The organism is Stenotrophomonas sp. YJH_SMC_65 (assembly GCF_059369475.1).
The window spans coordinates 1-16,582 of sequence record NZ_JCAFSR010000018.1 but is presented as its reverse complement, the minus strand read 5'-3'; the positions used below and the strand labels follow the sequence as shown (position 1 = coordinate 16,582).

The following is a 16,582-nucleotide window of genomic DNA, read 5'->3' as shown; positions in this document are numbered from 1 at the left end:
TTCGACGTGCGCGGTCGAGATCGTGATACCACGAGCCTTTTCTTCCGGCGCGGCGTCGATCGAGGAGTAATCCTTGAACTCGCCACCGAAGCGCTCGGCACCGATCTTGGTCAGTGCGGCGGTCAGCGTGGTCTTGCCGTGATCGACGTGACCGATGGTGCCGACGTTGACGTGCGGCTTGGTGCGCTCGAACTTACCCTTTGCCATTGTTCTATACCTTGATTGTTCGTAAGTGGTTTCAAGAGAGGCTGAGCGAGGCTCAGCCCTTCTTCATGACGGCTTCGGCGATGTTGGTCGGAGCCGGCTCGTAGTGATCGAATTCCATGGTGAAGGTGGCGCGGCCCTGGGTCTGCGAACGCAGCGCAGTGGCGTAGCCGAACATTTCACCCAGCGGGATCATCGCGTTGATGATGCTGGCCGAACCGTCACCGGTGGTGTCGGAACCCTGCAGCACGCCGCGACGACGGCTGACGTCGCCCATCACGTCACCCTGGTAATCCTCCGGGGTCACGATCTCGACCTTCATGATCGGCTCCAGCAGCACCGGCTTGGCCTTGGCGAAGCCCTGCTTGAAGGCCATCGACGAAGCCAGCTTGAACGCCATTTCCGAGGAGTCGACGTCGTGGTACGAACCGAACACCAGCTTCACCTTGACGTCCACGACCGGGAAGCCAGCCAGCGGACCGCTGGTGATGGTTTCGCGCAGGCCCTTTTCAACCGACGGAATGAATTCCTTCGGGATCACGCCGCCGGTGATGTCGTTGATGAACAGGAAGTCGTCCTTGATGGCCGGAGCCAGCTTCGGATCGGCACGGTCTTCAGCGGTGATCGGCGACAGCTCGATCACGACGTGACCGTACTGCCCCTTACCACCGGACTGCTTGGCGTGCTTGTAGTCCGACTTGACGTCAGCCAGGGTGATGGTTTCGCGGTAGGCCACCTGCGGCGCGCCGACGTTGGCTTCAACGTTGAACTCGCGCTTCAGGCGATCGACGATGATGTCCAGGTGCAGCTCGCCCATGCCCGAGATGATGGTCTGGCCGGATTCTTCGTCGGTCTTGACGCGGAACGACGGATCTTCCTGCGCCAGACGGCCCAGGGCCAGACCCATCTTTTCCTGGTCCGACTTGGTCTTCGGCTCGACGGCCATCGAGATCACCGGCTCCGGGAACGTCATGCGCTCCAGGATGATCGGCGCGTCCACGGCGCACAGGGTGTCACCGGTGGTGGTGTCCTTCAGGCCCACGGCAGCAGCGATGTCACCAGCCAGAACTTCCTTGATTTCCTCGCGGTTGTTCGAGTGCATCTGCAGGATGCGACCGATGCGCTCCTTCTTGCCCTTCACCGAGTTCAGCACGGTGTCGCCACCGTTCAGGGTGCCCGAGTAGACGCGGAAGAAGGTCAGCGCGCCGACGAACGGGTCGGTGATGATCTTGAAGGCCAGCGACGAGAACGGAGCCTTGTCGTCCGACTTGCGGGTCATCTCGACGGTGTCGTCGTCAACGTCCACGCCCTTCACGTCCGGCACGTCGACCGGCGACGGCAGCAGCTGGATCACGCCGTCCAGCATGGCCTGCACGCCCTTGTTCTTGAAGGCCGAGCCGCAGTACATCGGCACGATCTCGGTGGCCAGGGTGCGGGTACGCAGCGCATTGATGATTTCAGCCTCGGCCAGCTCTTCGCCGCCCAGGTACTTTTCCATCAGCTCTTCGCTGGCTTCGGCAGCGGTCTCGACCATGAACTGGCGAGCCTCTTCGGCAGCCGCCTGCAGATCGGCCGGGATGTCGCTGTATTCGAACTTCATGCCCTGCGAAGCCTCATCCCAATGGATGGCCTTCATCTTCAGCAGGTCGACAACGCCCTTGAAGTTGTCTTCAGCGCCGATCGGCAGCTGCATCGGCACGGCGACCGCGCCCAGCTTGGCCTTCAGCTGGCCGACGACCTTCTGGAAGTTGGCACCGGTGCGGTCCATCTTGTTGACGAACGCGATGCGCGGCACGTGGTACTTGTTGGCCTGGCGCCACACGGTTTCCGACTGCGGCTGCACGCCACCGACGGCACACAGGACGAAGACGGCACCGTCGAGCACGCGCAGCGAGCGCTCCACTTCGATGGTGAAGTCGACGTGCCCGGGGGTGTCGATGATGTTGAAGCGGTGCTCCGGCAGGGACTTGTCCATGCCCTTCCAGAACGCGGTGGTGGCAGCGGACTGGATCGTGATGCCACGCTCCTGCTCCTGCTCCATCCAGTCCATGGTGGCGGCGCCGTCGTGCACTTCACCGATCTTGTGGCTCTTGCCGGTGTAGAACAGGATGCGCTCGGACGTGGTGGTCTTGCCGGCATCGATGTGAGCCATGATGCCGAAGTTACGGTAACGCTCGATGGGAGTGGAACGGGCCACGGGAGCCTCTCAGATTTCTTGGATTTCGGATGGCCGAACGCCGCCTTTCGGCGGCCTTCGGATTGGCGCAGCCCTTCTGGGACCGCGAGGCAGCACGCACCGAAGTGGTGCTGCCCTGCCTGTTTTACAAGGCCGTCAAACTCACCAGCGGTAGTGGGCGAATGCCTTGTTGGCTTCGGCCATGCGGTGGGTTTCTTCGCGCTTCTTGATGGCGCCGCCACGGTTTTCCGAGGCGTCGATCAGTTCAGCAGCCAGCTTCTTCGGCATGGTGTTCTCACCACGCTTGCGCGCGGAGTCGATCAGCCAGCGCATGGCCAGGGCCATCTTGCGCGACGAACGCACTTCGACCGGCACCTGGTAGGTGGCACCACCGACGCGACGCGACTTGACTTCGACCGCCGGAGCGACGTTGTCCAGAGCCTTCTGCACCAGTTCAATGGCGTTGGCGCTGCTGTTCTTCTCGGTGATCACGTCCATGGCGCCGTACACGATCTTTTCGGCGACGGACTTCTTGCCGCTCTGCATGACCATGTTGATGAAGCGGGCGATGGTTTCGCTTCCGTGCTTCGGATCGGGCAGGACGGAACGCTGCGGAGTATTACCCTTACGCGACATAGTGCTCTCTCCTTATGCCTTCGGACGCTTGGCGCCGTACTTGGAACGGGCCTGGCGACGCTTGGCAACGCCGGCGGCGTCGAGCGAGCCACGAACGGTGTGGTAACGCACACCCGGCAGGTCCTTGACGCGACCGCCGCGGATCAGGACCACGGAGTGCTCCTGCAGGTTGTGGCCTTCACCACCGATGTAGGAAATCACTTCTTCCTGGTTGGTCAGGCGGACCTTGGCAACCTTGCGCAGAGCCGAGTTCGGCTTCTTCGGAGTGGTGGTGTAGACACGGGTGCAGACGCCACGGCGCTGCGGGCACTTATCGAGCGCCGGCGAGGCACTCTTGTAGGTGGTCGCTTGCCGCGGCTTGCGGACCAGCTGGTTGATCGTCGCCATCAGTAGGTTCTTCTGATTGGTGGCCGGAAAATCCGACCAGAGATGCGGAAATGTTAAAGCAGGCCGAAATTCTGGCCTGCTGAGACAGACGATTGTAGCAACCTGCCAGGAAAGCAGTCAAACGCCTCCTGTCAAGCCCGTCCCTGATCCCGGGACGTTACTGGGGGGCCTCCATGTACCCCGTTCAGGTTGACAGGGTCGATCGCGGACGATCTCCCCTGCCCTTTCCCAATCCCATCGATGGACCGATGGGGTGGTCCGGCCTTGCGGCCGGACCGGCTACCTCATTCTTCGCCCGACGCCTGTTCAGCTTCGGCTTCAACCACCGGCGCCTCGACCGCGACCGGGGTACCGGCCAGGGTCTGCATTTCCGACTCGGTGAGACCGGAAGCGCCGCGACGGCGGTTGCTGTGGTACGCCAGGCCGGTACCGGCCGGAATCAGGCGACCCACGATGACGTTTTCCTTCAGGCCACGCAGGTTGTCCGAGGTGCCGCGGACGGCCGCTTCGGTCAGCACGCGGGTGGTTTCCTGGAACGAAGCGGCCGAGATGAACGATTCGGTCGCCAGCGACGCCTTGGTGATACCCAGCAGGACCGGATCGAAGTGCGCCGGCAGCTCGTTGCGGGCCGACAGGCGCGCATTTTCCTCGATAACGCGCTGACGCTCCACCTGTTCGCCGTTCAGGAACTTGCTGCTGCCCTGATCGGTGATCTCGACCTTGCGCAGCATCTGGCGGGTGATCACCTCGATGTGCTTGTCGTTGATCTTCACGCCCTGCAGGCGGTACACGTCCTGGATTTCCTTCACCAGGTAGGCCGCCAGCGGCTCGACGCCCAGCAGGCGCAGGATGTCCTGCGGGCTCGGCTCGCCGTCCACGATGGTTTCACCCTTGGTGACATGCTCGCCTTCGAACACGATGACCTGGCGGTACTTCGGGATCAGCTCTTCGTGCTCCGAACCATCGGTGTCCTTGATGATCAGGCGCTGCTTGCCCTTGGTGTCTTTGCCGAAGCTGATGATGCCCGAACGCTCGGCCAGCACCGCCGGATCCTTCGGCTTGCGCGCTTCGAACAGGTCGGCCACGCGCGGCAGACCACCGGTGATGTCGCGGGTCTTCGACGCTTCCTGCGGGATCTTGGCGACGACGTCGCCCACGCCCACCGGGGCGCCGTCCTGCAGGTTGACGATCGAACGCGGCGGCAGCAGGTACTGCGCCGGCAGGTCGGTGCCCGGAATCGACAGGTCGTTGCCCTTGGCGTCGACGATGCGCACGATCGGGCGCAGGTCCTTGGCCTGGGTACCACGACGCTTCGGATCGGTGATTTCGCGCGAAGCCAGGCCGGTCAGCTCGTCGGTCTTCTCGATGACGGTGATGCCATCAACGAAGTCGATGAAGCGGATGAAGCCGGCCACTTCCGACACGATCGGGTGGTTATGCGGATCCCAGTTGGCCACGGTCTGGCCAGCCTTGATCGCATCACCGTCCTTGGACGTGATGGTCGCACCGTACGGCAGCTTGTAACGCTCACGCTCACGGCCGTGGGCATCGAGCACCGAGATTTCGCCCGAGCGCGACACTGCGACCAGCGAGCCGTTGGCATGCTCGACCGACTTGAGGTTGCTGAACTTGACCGAGCCGGTGGTCTTGACGGTGATGTTGTCGACCGCTGCAGCTCGCGACGCCGCACCACCGATGTGGAACGTACGCATGGTCAGCTGGGTACCCGGCTCACCGATGGACTGCGCGGCGATGACGCCGACTGCTTCACCGATGTTGACCAGGTGGCCACGGGCCAGGTCGCGGCCGTAGCAGCGCGAGCAGACACCGAACGCCGATTCGCAGGAGATGGTCGAGCGGACCTTGATGGTCTGCACGCCGGCATCTTCCAGCTTGGCGACCCAGGCTTCGTCGAGCAGGGTGTTGCGGGTGACGATCGGATCCTCGTCGTTGCCCGGCAGGAACACGTCCTCGGCGACCACGCGGCCCAGCACGCGGTCCTTCAGCGGCTCGACCACGTCGCCGCCTTCCACGATCGGGGTCATGATCAGGCCTTCGGTGGTACCGCAATCCACCTCGGTGATCACCACGTCCTGCGCGACGTCGACCAGACGACGGGTCAGGTAACCCGAGTTCGCGGTCTTCAGCGCGGTATCGGCCAGACCCTTACGGGCACCGTGGGTGGAGTTGAAGTACTCCTGCACGTTCAGGCCTTCGCGGAAGTTCGCCTTGATGGGCGTCTCGATGATCGAGCCGTCCGGGCGGGCCATCAGGCCGCGCATGCCGGCCAGCTGACGGATCTGCGCCTGCGAACCACGCGCACCGGAGTCGGCCATGATGTACAGCGAGTTCATCGACTTCTGGTCGATGGTCTCGCCCTTGGCATTGACCACCTTCTCGGTACCGATGGTGTCCATCATCGCCTTGGCGATGCGCTCGTTGGTGCGCGACCAGATGTCGACCACCTTGTTGTAGCGCTCGCCGGCGGTGACCAGGCCCGACTGGTACTGCTCCTGGATTTCCAGCACTTCGGCTTCGGCCTCGGTGAGGATGCCCTTCTTCTCGTCCGGGATCAGCATGTCGTCGATGCCGATCGAGACGCCGGCGCGGGTCGCGTAGGCGAAGCCGGTGTACATCAGCTTGTCGGCGAACACGACCGTGTCCTTCAGGCCCAGCTGGCGGTAGCTGGAGTTGATCAGGCGGCTGATGTTCTTCTTGGTCAGCTCGGTGTTGGCCAGCGCGAACGGCAGGCCTTCCGGCAGGATTTCAGCCAGCAGGGCGCGACCGATCGTGGTGTCCACGATCGAGGTCTTGTTCTGCTTGTTGCCGTCTTCGTCGGTCACCACCTCGGTGATGCGGACCTTGACCTTGGCGTGCAGTTCCACCACACGGTTGTCGTAGGCACGCTTCACTTCGGCGATGTTGGCGAAGGCCATGCCCTCGCCCTTCTTGTTTTCCAGCGAGCGGGTCATGTAGTACAGACCCAGCACGACGTCCTGCGACGGCACGATGATCGGCTCGCCGTTGGCCGGCGACAGGATGTTGTTGGTCGACATCATCAGCGCACGCGCTTCCAGCTGGGCTTCCAGCGAGAGCGGCACGTGGACGGCCATCTGGTCACCGTCGAAGTCGGCGTTGAACGCGGTGCAGACCAGCGGGTGCAGCTGGATGGCCTTGCCTTCGATCAGCACCGGCTCGAACGCCTGGATGCCCAGACGGTGCAGGGTCGGCGCACGGTTCAGCATCACCGGATGCTCGCGGATGACCTCTTCCAGGATGTCCCAGACTTCGGCTTCTTCGCGCTCGACCAGCTTCTTGGCGGCCTTGATGGTGGTGGCCAGGCCACGACGCTGCAGCTTGGCGAAGACGAACGGCTTGAACAGCTCCAGCGCCATCTTCTTCGGCAGGCCGCACTGGTGCAGGCGCAGGTACGGACCGACCACGATGACCGAACGGCCCGAGTAGTCGACGCGCTTGCCGAGCAGGTTCTGGCGGAAGCGACCCTGCTTGCCCTTGATCATGTCGGCCAGCGACTTCAGCGGGCGCTTGTTGGTGCCGGTGATGGCACGGCCGCGACGGCCGTTGTCCAGCAGCGCATCGACCGATTCCTGCAGCATGCGCTTTTCATTGCGCACGATGATGTCCGGCGCGCTCAGCTCGAGCAGGCGGCGCAGGCGGTTGTTGCGGTTGATGACGCGGCGGTACAGGTCGTTCAGGTCGGAGGTCGCGAAGCGGCCGCCATCCAGCGGGACCAGCGGGCGCAGGTCCGGCGGCAGCACCGGCAGCACGGTCATGACCATCCACTCCGGACGGTTGCCCGATTCCAGGAAGGCCTCGATCAGCTTGATGCGCTTGGTCAGTCGCTTCAGCTTGGTTTCCGAACCGGTAGCGGCGATTTCCTCGCGCAGGCGGGTCATTTCCGACTGCAGGTCGATCGTGCGCAGCAGCTCGTACACCGCCTCGGCGCCCATCGCGGCGTCGAAGTCGTCACCGTGCTCCTGGCGGGCCTGCAGGTACTGTTCTTCGGTCAGCAGCTGGCGGCGCTCCAGGGCGGTCAGGCCCGGCTCGGTCACCACGTACGCTTCGAAGTACAGCACGCGCTCGATATCGCGCAGGGTCATGTCCAGCATCAGGCCGATGCGCGACGGCAGCGACTTCAGGAACCAGATGTGCGCGACCGGCGACGCCAGGTCGATGTGGCCCATGCGCTCACGGCGCACCTTGGCCAGGGTCACTTCGGTGCCGCACTTTTCGCAGACCACGCCGCGGTGCTTCATGCGCTTGTACTTGCCGCACAGGCACTCGTAGTCCTTCACCGGGCCGAAAATGGCGGCGCAGAACAGGCCGTCGCGTTCCGGCTTGAAGGTACGGTAGTTGATGGTTTCCGGCTTCTTCACTTCGCCGAAGGACCACGAACGGATCAGGTCCGGCGAGGCCAGCGCGATCTTGATCGCGTCGAAGTCCAGCGTCTGGCGCTGCTGGTTGAAGAGGTTGAGCAGGTCTTTCATGGTGTTCTCCAGAAGGAGGAATGCTGTGTCGATGGGCTTTCAGTTGACTGCCAGCGGCGCGGCGGCGGAGGCCGCCGCGCCGGCATGGATCAGTTGTCTTCCAGTTCCATGTTGATGGCCAGCGAGCGGATTTCCTTCACGAGCACGTTGAAGGATTCCGGCATGCCCGCGACCATCTCGTGCTCACCGTCGACAATGTTCTTGTACATCTGGTTGCGGCCCTGCACGTCATCGGACTTCACCGTCAGCATTTCCTGCAGGGTGTAGGCCGCGCCGTAGGCTTCCAGCGCCCAGACTTCCATTTCACCGAAGCGCTGGCCGCCGAACTGCGCCTTGCCGCCCAGCGGCTGCTGGGTGACGAGCGAGTACGGACCGGTCGAACGGGCGTGCATCTTGTCGTCGACCAGGTGGTTCAGCTTCAGGTAGTGCATGTAGCCAACGGTGGTGTGGCGATCGAAGGCTTCACCGGTGCGGCCGTCGTACAGCTGGGTCTGGCCGCTGCTCGGCAGGTCGGCCAGTTCCAGCATGCGCTTGATTTCCGCTTCGGTGGCGCCGTCGAACACCGGGGTAGCCATCGGCACGCCGTCGGTCAGGTTGCGGGCCAGGCGCAGCAGTTCCTCGTCGCTGAACTGCGACAGGTCGACACGGTTGGCCACGTTGGTGTCGTCGTGGTTGTAGATGTCGTCCAGGAACTTGCGCAGGTCGGCGACCGCCGCCTGGGCTTCCATCATCGCCTGGATCTTGCGACCCAGACCCTTGGCGGCCCAGCCCAGGTGCACTTCCAGGATCTGGCCGATGTTCATGCGCGACGGCACGCCCAGCGGGTTCAGCACGATGTCCACGGTTTCGCCCGAGGCCATGTACGGCATGTCCTCGACCGGCACCACGTTGGAGACCACACCCTTGTTGCCGTGGCGGCCAGCCATCTTGTCGCCCGGCTGGATGCGGCGCTTCACGGCCAGGAACACCTTGACCATCTTCAGAACGCCCGGAGCGAGGTCGTCACCGGCGGTGATCTTGCCGCGCTTGTCGGCGAAGCGACGCTCGAACTCCTTCTCGTGCGCCTGGATCTGCTTCTGCGCGCGCTCGATGGCTTCCGAAGCGTCCTCGTCCTTCATGCGCAGGGCGAACCAGTCAGCCTTCTTCAGGCCGTCCAGGAAGGCGTCGGTGATCACGTCACCCTTCTTCAGGCCAGCGCCACCGTTGACCACCTTGCCCACGATCTGCGAACGCAGACGCATGTAGATGGCGGCTTCCAGGATGCGGAACTGGTCGTCGAAGTCCTTCTTGACGCGCTTGATTTCAGACTCTTCGATCTGGCGGGCGCGCTTGTCCTTCTCGATGCCGTCGCGGGTGAAGACCTGCACGTCGATGACGGTGCCGTCCATGCCCGGCGGAACGCGCAGCGAGCTGTCCTTCACGTCCGAAGCCTTCTCGCCGAATATCGCGCGCAGCAACTTCTCTTCCGGGGTCAGCTGGCTTTCGCCCTTCGGGGTGACCTTGCCGACCAGGATGTCGCCGGCACGGACTTCCGCGCCGATGTACACCACGCCGCTCTCGTCCAGGCGGTTCAGCGCCTGCTCGGAGACGTTCGGGATGTCGGCGGAGATTTCCTCCGGCCCCAGCTTGGTGTCACGCGCGACGCAGGTCAGCTCTTCGATGTGGATCGTGGTGTAACGATCCTCTTCCACCACACGCTCGGAGAGCAGGATGGAGTCTTCGAAGTTGTAGCCGTTCCACGGCATGAACGCGATCAGCATGTTCTGGCCGAGGGCCAGTTCGCCGATGTCGGTGGACGGACCGTCGGCCAGCACGTCGCCGCGGGCGATGACGTCACCGACCTGGACCAGCGGACGCTGGTTGATGCAGGTGTTCTGGTTCGAACGGGTGTACTTGACCAGGTTGTAGATGTCCACGCCTGCGTCGGTGGCGCCAACGATCTCTTCCTCGTTGACCTTGACCACGATGCGGGCCGCGTCGATCTGCACGATCTCGCCGCCACGGCGGGCGTTCACGGTCACGCCCGAGTCGCGCGCCACGGCGCGCTCGATGCCGGTACCCACCAGCGGCTTCTGCGCACGCAGGGTCGGCACGGCCTGACGCTGCATGTTGGCGCCCATCAGTGCGCGGTTGGCGTCATCGTGCTCCAGGAACGGAACCAGCGCGGCCGCGATCGACACGGTCTGCATCGGCGAGACGTCCATGAAGTGGACTTCCGCCGGCGGCTTCAGCAGCGATTCGCCCTGGAAGCGGCACGGGACGAACTGCTCGGTCAGGGTGCCCTTGGCGTCGGTCAGCGCGTTGGCCTGCGCAATGACGTACTCGTTTTCTTCGATCGCCGACAGGAACTCGACTTCGTCATAGACCTTGCCGTCCACGACCTTGCGGTACGGGGTCTCGAGGAAACCGTACTGGTTGGTGCGGGCGTACACGGCCAGCGAGTTGATCAGGCCGATGTTCGGGCCTTCCGGGGTTTCGATGGTGCAGACGCGGCCGTAATGGGTCGGGTGCACGTCGCGCACTTCGAAGCCGGCGCGCTCGCGGGTCAGACCGCCCGGACCCAGGGCCGAGACGCGACGCTTGTGAGTCACTTCCGACAGCGGGTTGTTCTGGTCCATGAACTGCGACAGCTGCGAGGAGCCGAAGAACTCCTTGATGGCAGCGGCGACCGGCTTGGCGTTGATCAGTTCCTGCGGGGTCAGGCCTTCCGACTCGGCCATCGACAGGCGCTCCTTGACCGCGCGCTCGACGCGGACCAGGCCGACGCGGAACACGTTCTCGGCCATTTCACCGACCGAACGCACGCGACGGTTGCCCAGGTGATCGATGTCATCGACCACGCCGCGACCGTTGCGGATCTCGGTCAGGACCTTGATCACGTCCAGGATGTCGGAGCTGTCGCCGTGGGCAGCGACCAGGCGCTTGGACTCTTCGTCGTTGCGCTCACCGAAGTACTTGCTGTCGTACAGCACGGCTTCGCCGGTGGTTTCCTTGCGGCCCACGCGACGGTTGAACTTCATGCGGCCGACCGCGGACAGGTCGTAGCGCTCGAAGGTGAAGAACAGGTTGTGGAACAGGTTCTGCGCGGCATCCTTGGTCGGCGGCTCGCCCGGACGCATCATGCGGTAGATCTCGACCAGGGCTTCCAGCTGGGTCTTGGTCGGGTCGATGCGCAGGGTGTTGGACAGGTACGGACCACGATCCAGGTCGTTCACCCACAGGGTGCCGACCGCGTCAACGCCGGCCTTGCGGAAGGCCTGCAGCTGCTCGTCGGTGATCTCGTCGTTGGCCTGGGCCAGCAGCTCGCCGGTGGAGGCATCGACCACGTCGTGCGACAGGATCCGGCCGACGATGTAGTCGTCCGGCACGGCCAGGGCGGCGATGCCCGAGGCTTCCAGCTGCTTGATGTGGCGCGCGGTGATGCGCTTGCCGGCTTCCACGATGACCTTGTCGCCGTCGGCGAGGTCGAAGCCCAGGGTTTCGCCACGCAGGCGCTCCGGCACCAGCTCCAGCTGGACGCCTTCATCCGGGTTGATGTGGAAGGTGTTGATCTCGAAGAACTCGGCCAGCATCTCCTCGTTGCTGTAACCAAGCGCGCGCAGCAGGATCGACACCGGCAGCTTGCGGCGGCGGTCGATACGGGTGAACAGCGCGTCCTTCGGGTCGAACTCGAAGTCCAGCCAGGAGCCGCGGTAAGGAATGATGCGGGCGCTGTACAGCAGCTTGCCCGAGCTGTGGGTCTTGCCACGGTCGTGGTCGAAGAACACGCCCGGCGAGCGGTGCAGCTGCGAGACGATGACGCGCTCGGTGCCGTTGACGATGAAGGTGCCGTTCTCGGTCATCAGCGGGATTTCGCCCAGATAGACCTCCTGCTCCTTCACGTACTTGATGGCCTTGGTCGACGACTCACGGTCGTAGATCACCAGGCGCACGGTCACGCGCAGCGGGGCGCCGTAGCTCATGCCGCGCTGGCGGCACTCACGCTCGTCGAAGACCGGTTCGCCCAGCTTGTAGCCGACGTATTCCAGGGCAGCATTGCCGCTGTAGCTGGCGATCGGGAAGACCGACTTCAGCGCAGCGTGCAGGCCGTGGTCCGTGCGCTTGGCCGGATCGACGTTTTCCTGCAGGAATTCACGATAGGAATCCACCTGGATGGCGAGCAGGAACGGCACTTCGAGAATCGAGCGCTGCTTGCCGAAATCCTTGCGGATACGCTTTTTTTCGGTGAACGAATAGGACGTCATGAGGTCTTCCACCTTGTTGTGCGGATCGTGCGCCCACGATCCGAAGGGAACTTGAAATTGTCAGTTGGAAGTCGCTGGTATTGCCGGCACCAGCACGCCTTCTCCCGCTACTTCCAACTGCCAACTCGTCTGCTACCACTCCCCCGCTGCCGCGCCGTGCGCTGGCCTGCCGGGGTTTGACTGCAGCCCGTGTTGGGCTTTTTCCTGCTTTTGAAACAGTCGACTAACAGTCGACCCTACCGGTACCGCAACAACGACCAAAGGCCGGGGGCTTACGCCCCCAGCCTTGGCTGCATCGCCGTGAATCGGTGACGATGCAAGGTAACTGCTTACTTGACTTCGACAGTCGCGCCAGCAGCTTCCAGGTCCTTCTTCATCTTCTCGGCGTCTTCCTTCGAAGCGCCTTCCTTCAGGACGCCACCGGCTTCGGCCAGGTCCTTCGCTTCCTTCAGGCCCAGGCCGGTGATGGCGCGGACGGCCTTGATGACCTCGACCTTCTTCTCGCCGGCGGTCTTCAGGGTGACGGTGAACTCGGTCTGCTCTTCAACAGCAGCGGCCGGGCCAGCGGCAGCAGCCACGGCAACCGGAGCAGCGGCGGAGACGCCGAACTTCTCTTCGATGGCCTTGACCAGCTCCATCACTTCCATCAGGGACTTCTCGGCGATGGCGTCGACGATCTGTTCGTTGGTAAGGGACATGATTAATACCTTTGGATGATTTTCTGGGTTGAGGTTCCGTCAGGAACCACGGTAAGTCGAAACTCAGGCGGTCTCGGCGGCCGGCTCGGCAGCGTCGGCGGCGACATCGCCCCCCCCCTGCTTCTCGCCAACGGCCTTGATGGCGCGGGCAAACATCGTGACCGGCTCGGTCAGGACGCGGGCCAGCATGGCCAGGGCCTGGTCGCGGGTCGGCAGCGAGGCCAGCACTTCGACGTGGCTTGCCGGGAACACTTCGCCACCGATGGCGACGACCTTAGCCTTCAGCTTGTCGTTGCCCTTGGCGGCTTCCTTGATCAGGCGACCGGCAGCGCCGGGCTCCTCGAGCGAGAACGCGTACAGCAGCGGACCAACCATCTGGTCCTGTGCGACTGCGAACTCGGTGCCTTCAACGGCGCGCGAAGCCAAGGTGTTCTTGACAACCTTCAAGAAAACACCGGTTTCACGAGCCTGCTTGCGCATCGCGGTCATCTGGGCGACCGTGGTGCCAGCGTATTCGGCTGCGATCAAGGAGTGGGCCTTGGCGGCGACGTCTGCCAGCTCGGCGACTACTTCTTGCTTCTGGGACAGATTGAGAGCCATTGCACTCCTCCTATTGAACTCCGCTTACGGCTCCTGCCGTGTGCGGTCCTGTGCGGCATCCGTCCTGGACGCCGGGAACATCGGGATGATGTTCCGGGGGTGGGCCGTTCTAGACCTGGAGTGGGCCAACCTGGGAAACCCAGACGTGCGTGAACCAGAAAAACTCCAGAAGGGCACCATCTACGCAGGGTGATTCCGGGGAATCGATTAAGCGCTCATGACTGCTCCGGCGGCGACTCCTTGCCAGATCGAGCTTCCGTGCCCGTCGCCGGTATTGCCACGACCGCGCCTGCGGTCTTTGACGGCTACCGCAGGCGATGCACTGCCAGCGATGCCTTCAAATGTCACGGTCACGGCACCGAAGGTACCGTGACCGCTTGAAACAATTACTTCAGGGTCAGCGACGACTGGTCGACGGTGACGCCCGGGCCCATCGTCGAGCTGACCGAAACCTTCTGCAGGTAGGTGCCCTTCGAGGTGGCCGGCTTGGCCTTGATCAGGTCCAGCAGCAGCGCGGTCAGGTTCGACTTCAGCGCATCTTCGGCGAAGTCGGCCTTGCCGATGGTGCAGTGGATGATGCCGGCCTTGTCGGTGCGGTAACGGACCTGACCCGACTTGGCGTTCTTCACGGCTTCACCCGGGTTCGGGGAAACAGTGCCGACCTTCGGGTTCGGCATCAGGCCGCGCGGGCCCAGCACGGTGCCCAGCTTACCGACGACGCGCATGGCGTCCGGGGTCGCGATGACGACGTCATAGTTCAGATCACCGGCCTGCATCTTCTCGGCCAGATCGTCCATACCGACGGCTTCGGCGCCAGCGGCCAGGGCTTCATCAGCCTTGGCACCGGCCGGAGCGAACACGGCGACGCGGACCGACTTGCCGGTACCGGCCGGCAGCACGGTGGAGCCACGGACCTGCTGGTCGGACTTCTTCGCGTCGACGCCCAGGCGCACGGCAACGTCGATCGACTCGACGAACTTGGCCTTGGTGGCGGTCTTCAGGATGTTGATCGCGTCCTCGAAGGCGTACGCCTTGCCCGGAACGACGGCGGCCTTGATGGCCTTCTCACGCTTGGTCTGTGCCATCTTATTAACCCTCCACCACGAGGCCCATGGAACGGGCAGAGCCAGCGATGGTACGCACGGCGGCGTCCAGGTCGGCGGCAGTCAGATCCGGTTCCTTCGCCTTGGCGATCTCTTCCAGCTGCTTACGGGTGACCTTGCCGACCTTCTCGGTGTTCGGGCGCTTGGAGCCCGACGAGATGCCAGCGGCCTTCTTCAGCAGGGTGGTAGCCGGGGTGCTCTTGGTGATGAAGGTGAACGTACGGTCCGAGTAGGCCGTAATGATCACCGGAACCGGCAGACCCGGCTCGAGCTTCTGCGTGGCAGCGTTGAACGCCTTGCAGAATTCCATGATGTTCAGACCACGCTGACCCAGCGCAGGACCGACCGGCGGCGAGGGGTTGGCCTGACCGGCCTTCACCTGCAGCTTGATGTAACCGACAACTTTCTTTGCCATGTGAGTGCTCTCCGGGTGCTAGCGCCTTTCGACAACAGGCTCCCCATCGGACCGGGAATCACGCGTCCCGGCATCGCGTTTTGAAATCATGCTGAAGGCCACCTTGCGGCGGCCTCGTCCTGCTGGCTTTCCCAGCAGGGAGCCGCGCACTATAACAGGTTTTTTCTTCACATGCCTGAAGCAGCAGGTAAACGAACGAAACCGGGCCAGGCCCGGTTTCTGGTCCGACGCCGAGCATGGCTCGACGCTACAGGCAGGTCAGACGGCCTTTTCGACCTGGCCGAACTCGAGCTCGACCGGGGTCGCACGACCGAAGATCAGCACCGAGACGCGCAGACGGCTCTTCTCGTAGTTGACCTCTTCGACGACGCCATTGAAATCGTTGAACGGACCGTCGGTGACGCGGACCATCTGGCCCGGCTCGAACAGCACCTTCGGACGCGGCTTCTCGACACCTTCCTGAACGCGGTTCAGGATGGCCTCGGCCTCGGAATCGGCGATCGGCAGCGGGCGATCAGCGGTACCGCCGATGAAGCCCATCACGCGCGGGGTTTCCTTGACCAGATGCCAGCTTTCGTTGTCGATGCGCGGAATGCCGGCTTCTTCGTGGGTCTCGATCTGGACCAGCACATAGCCCGGGAAGAACTTGCGCTCGGAGCGGCGCTTCTGGCCAGCGCGCATCTCGACCACTTCTTCGGTTGGAACCAGGACGTCGCCGAAGCGCTCTTCCATGCCATCACGGACGATGCGATCGCGCAGGGCCTGCGCCACCGACTTCTCGAAGCCCGAATAGGCGTGAACGACGTACCAACGCTTCATGCAATTCTCCTTAGCGGCTCAGGAACCACTGAGTCAGTTTCTGGATCAGGAAGTCGAAGCCACCCAGCAGCAGGCTGAGGATGAGCACCACGACGATCACGACCCAGGTCATGCGGATGGCTTCCTGGCGCGTCGGCCAGACCACCTTGCGCAGTTCGAAGCGCGACTCGGAGAGGAATTCGCGGGTGTCGCGCCCCTTGCCGGTCAGCATGAACACGCCGATACCGCCAACCAGACCGACCACGACCGCCAACGCACGCACCTGACCCGCCCACGCACCCAACTGGGCGGCGCGACCGGAGTCGGCGGAGAACCAGAACCAGACGAACAGACCGGCCAGCACCAGCAACGATGCGGCGACATACTTGACGATATCTCCACCATTGGCGGAGTTGTCCTTGGAGTGTTCGATCTTGCTATTCATCCGGCTGTGTCTGCTTTAGCGGCGCAGGCCGCTGGGTAAGGTGGGCAGATGGCACGCCAGGAGGGACTCGAACCCCCAACCTGCGGTTTTGGAGACCGCTGCTCTGCCAATTGAGCTACTGGCGTACGTTGAAAACTTGCCTTCCCTTAGACGGCGAAGGCGGACCGAGGTTCCCGGCCCGCCATTCGCGTAACCGGCGGCGCTATGCAACCACCGGTACTGCAGGCTTACTCGATGATCTTCGAGACCACGCCGGCGCCGACGGTACGGCCGCCTTCGCGGATGGCGAAGCGCAGGCCTTCGTCCATTGCCACCGGGTTGATCAGGGTGACGACCATCTTGACGTTGTCACCCGGCATCACCATTTC

Annotated in this window: 13 protein-coding genes and 1 tRNA gene; all 14 read right to left on the bottom strand. The window is 63.4% G+C overall.

Going from position 1 to position 16,582, the window contains the following annotated elements:
- A partial coding sequence (locus tag AC5P7A_RS21085; protein ID WP_239503135.1) for a GTP-binding protein occupies positions 1-207 on the bottom strand: 207 nt, incomplete at its 3' end.
- A 52-nt stretch (positions 208-259) separates the two neighbouring features.
- The gene (gene fusA, locus AC5P7A_RS21080) at positions 260-2,401 is read right to left on the bottom strand and encodes an elongation factor G (protein WP_014646050.1); all 2,142 of its coding nucleotides are present in this window, start codon (positions 2,399-2,401) and stop codon (positions 260-262) included.
- Positions 2,402-2,542: 141 nt separating this feature from the next.
- Positions 2,543-3,016, bottom strand: a complete 474-nt coding sequence (gene rpsG / locus AC5P7A_RS21075; protein WP_004145321.1) for a 30S ribosomal protein S7 — start codon at positions 3,014-3,016, stop codon at positions 2,543-2,545.
- Positions 3,017-3,028: 12 nt separating this feature from the next.
- Positions 3,029-3,403: a 30S ribosomal protein S12 gene (gene rpsL, locus AC5P7A_RS21070; RefSeq protein WP_004145320.1), complete on the bottom strand. Its 375-nt coding sequence runs from the start codon at positions 3,401-3,403 to the stop codon at positions 3,029-3,031.
- Positions 3,404-3,687: 284 nt separating this feature from the next.
- Positions 3,688-7,911 (bottom strand): DNA-directed RNA polymerase subunit beta', encoded by a 4,224-nt coding sequence (rpoC, locus tag AC5P7A_RS21065; protein WP_053495944.1) that lies wholly within the window; start codon positions 7,909-7,911, stop codon positions 3,688-3,690.
- Between the two features lie 89 nt (positions 7,912-8,000).
- Positions 8,001-12,155: a DNA-directed RNA polymerase subunit beta gene (gene rpoB / locus AC5P7A_RS21060; RefSeq protein ID WP_014646048.1), complete on the bottom strand. Its 4,155-nt coding sequence runs from the start codon at positions 12,153-12,155 to the stop codon at positions 8,001-8,003.
- 329 nt (positions 12,156-12,484) lie between these two features.
- Positions 12,485-12,853, bottom strand: a complete 369-nt coding sequence (rplL, locus tag AC5P7A_RS21055; protein WP_014646047.1) for a 50S ribosomal protein L7/L12 — start codon at positions 12,851-12,853, stop codon at positions 12,485-12,487.
- A gap of 63 nt (positions 12,854-12,916) precedes the next feature.
- Positions 12,917-13,453, bottom strand: a complete 537-nt coding sequence (rplJ, locus tag AC5P7A_RS21050) for a 50S ribosomal protein L10 (RefSeq protein WP_010480377.1) — start codon at positions 13,451-13,453, stop codon at positions 12,917-12,919.
- A gap of 386 nt (positions 13,454-13,839) precedes the next feature.
- On the bottom strand, positions 13,840-14,538 hold the full coding sequence (gene rplA, locus AC5P7A_RS21045; protein ID WP_014646045.1) for a 50S ribosomal protein L1: 699 nt from the start codon (positions 14,536-14,538) through the stop codon (positions 13,840-13,842).
- A 4-nt stretch (positions 14,539-14,542) separates the two neighbouring features.
- Positions 14,543-14,971: a 50S ribosomal protein L11 gene (gene rplK, locus AC5P7A_RS21040; RefSeq protein WP_004145248.1), complete on the bottom strand. Its 429-nt coding sequence runs from the start codon at positions 14,969-14,971 to the stop codon at positions 14,543-14,545.
- Positions 14,972-15,229: 258 nt separating this feature from the next.
- On the bottom strand, positions 15,230-15,790 hold the full coding sequence (nusG, locus tag AC5P7A_RS21035) for a transcription termination/antitermination protein NusG (protein WP_004154362.1): 561 nt from the start codon (positions 15,788-15,790) through the stop codon (positions 15,230-15,232).
- A gap of 10 nt (positions 15,791-15,800) precedes the next feature.
- On the bottom strand, positions 15,801-16,214 hold the full coding sequence (gene secE, locus AC5P7A_RS21030; protein WP_014646044.1) for a preprotein translocase subunit SecE: 414 nt from the start codon (positions 16,212-16,214) through the stop codon (positions 15,801-15,803).
- Positions 16,215-16,263: 49 nt separating this feature from the next.
- A tRNA-Trp gene (locus AC5P7A_RS21025) sits at positions 16,264-16,339 on the bottom strand.
- 102 nt (positions 16,340-16,441) lie between these two features.
- Positions 16,442-16,582: EF-Tu C-terminal domain-related protein (locus AC5P7A_RS21020; RefSeq protein WP_487247787.1), on the bottom strand; the 141-nt coding region annotated here is incomplete at its 5' end.

Excerpts from the sequence above, each read along its gene's own strand:
- secE (WP_014646044.1), bottom strand. The coding sequence starts at position 16,214 with ATGAATAGCAAGATCGAACACTCCAAGGACAACTCCGCCAATGGTGGA.
- rpsL (WP_004145320.1), bottom strand. The coding sequence starts at position 3,403 with ATGGCGACGATCAACCAGCTGGTCCGCAAGCCGCGGCAAGCGACCACC.
- rpoC (WP_053495944.1), bottom strand. The coding sequence starts at position 7,911 with ATGAAAGACCTGCTCAACCTCTTCAACCAGCAGCGCCAGACGCTGGAC.
- rplJ (WP_010480377.1), bottom strand. The coding sequence starts at position 13,453 with ATGGCTCTCAATCTGTCCCAGAAGCAAGAAGTAGTCGCCGAGCTGGCA.
- rplK (WP_004145248.1), bottom strand. The coding sequence starts at position 14,971 with ATGGCAAAGAAAGTTGTCGGTTACATCAAGCTGCAGGTGAAGGCCGGT.
- rplA (WP_014646045.1), bottom strand. The coding sequence starts at position 14,538 with ATGGCACAGACCAAGCGTGAGAAGGCCATCAAGGCCGCCGTCGTTCCG.
- rpsG (WP_004145321.1), bottom strand. The coding sequence starts at position 3,016 with ATGTCGCGTAAGGGTAATACTCCGCAGCGTTCCGTCCTGCCCGATCCG.
- rpoB (WP_014646048.1), bottom strand. The coding sequence starts at position 12,155 with ATGACGTCCTATTCGTTCACCGAAAAAAAGCGTATCCGCAAGGATTTC.
- rplL (WP_014646047.1), bottom strand. The coding sequence starts at position 12,853 with ATGTCCCTTACCAACGAACAGATCGTCGACGCCATCGCCGAGAAGTCC.
- nusG (WP_004154362.1), bottom strand. The coding sequence starts at position 15,790 with ATGAAGCGTTGGTACGTCGTTCACGCCTATTCGGGCTTCGAGAAGTCG.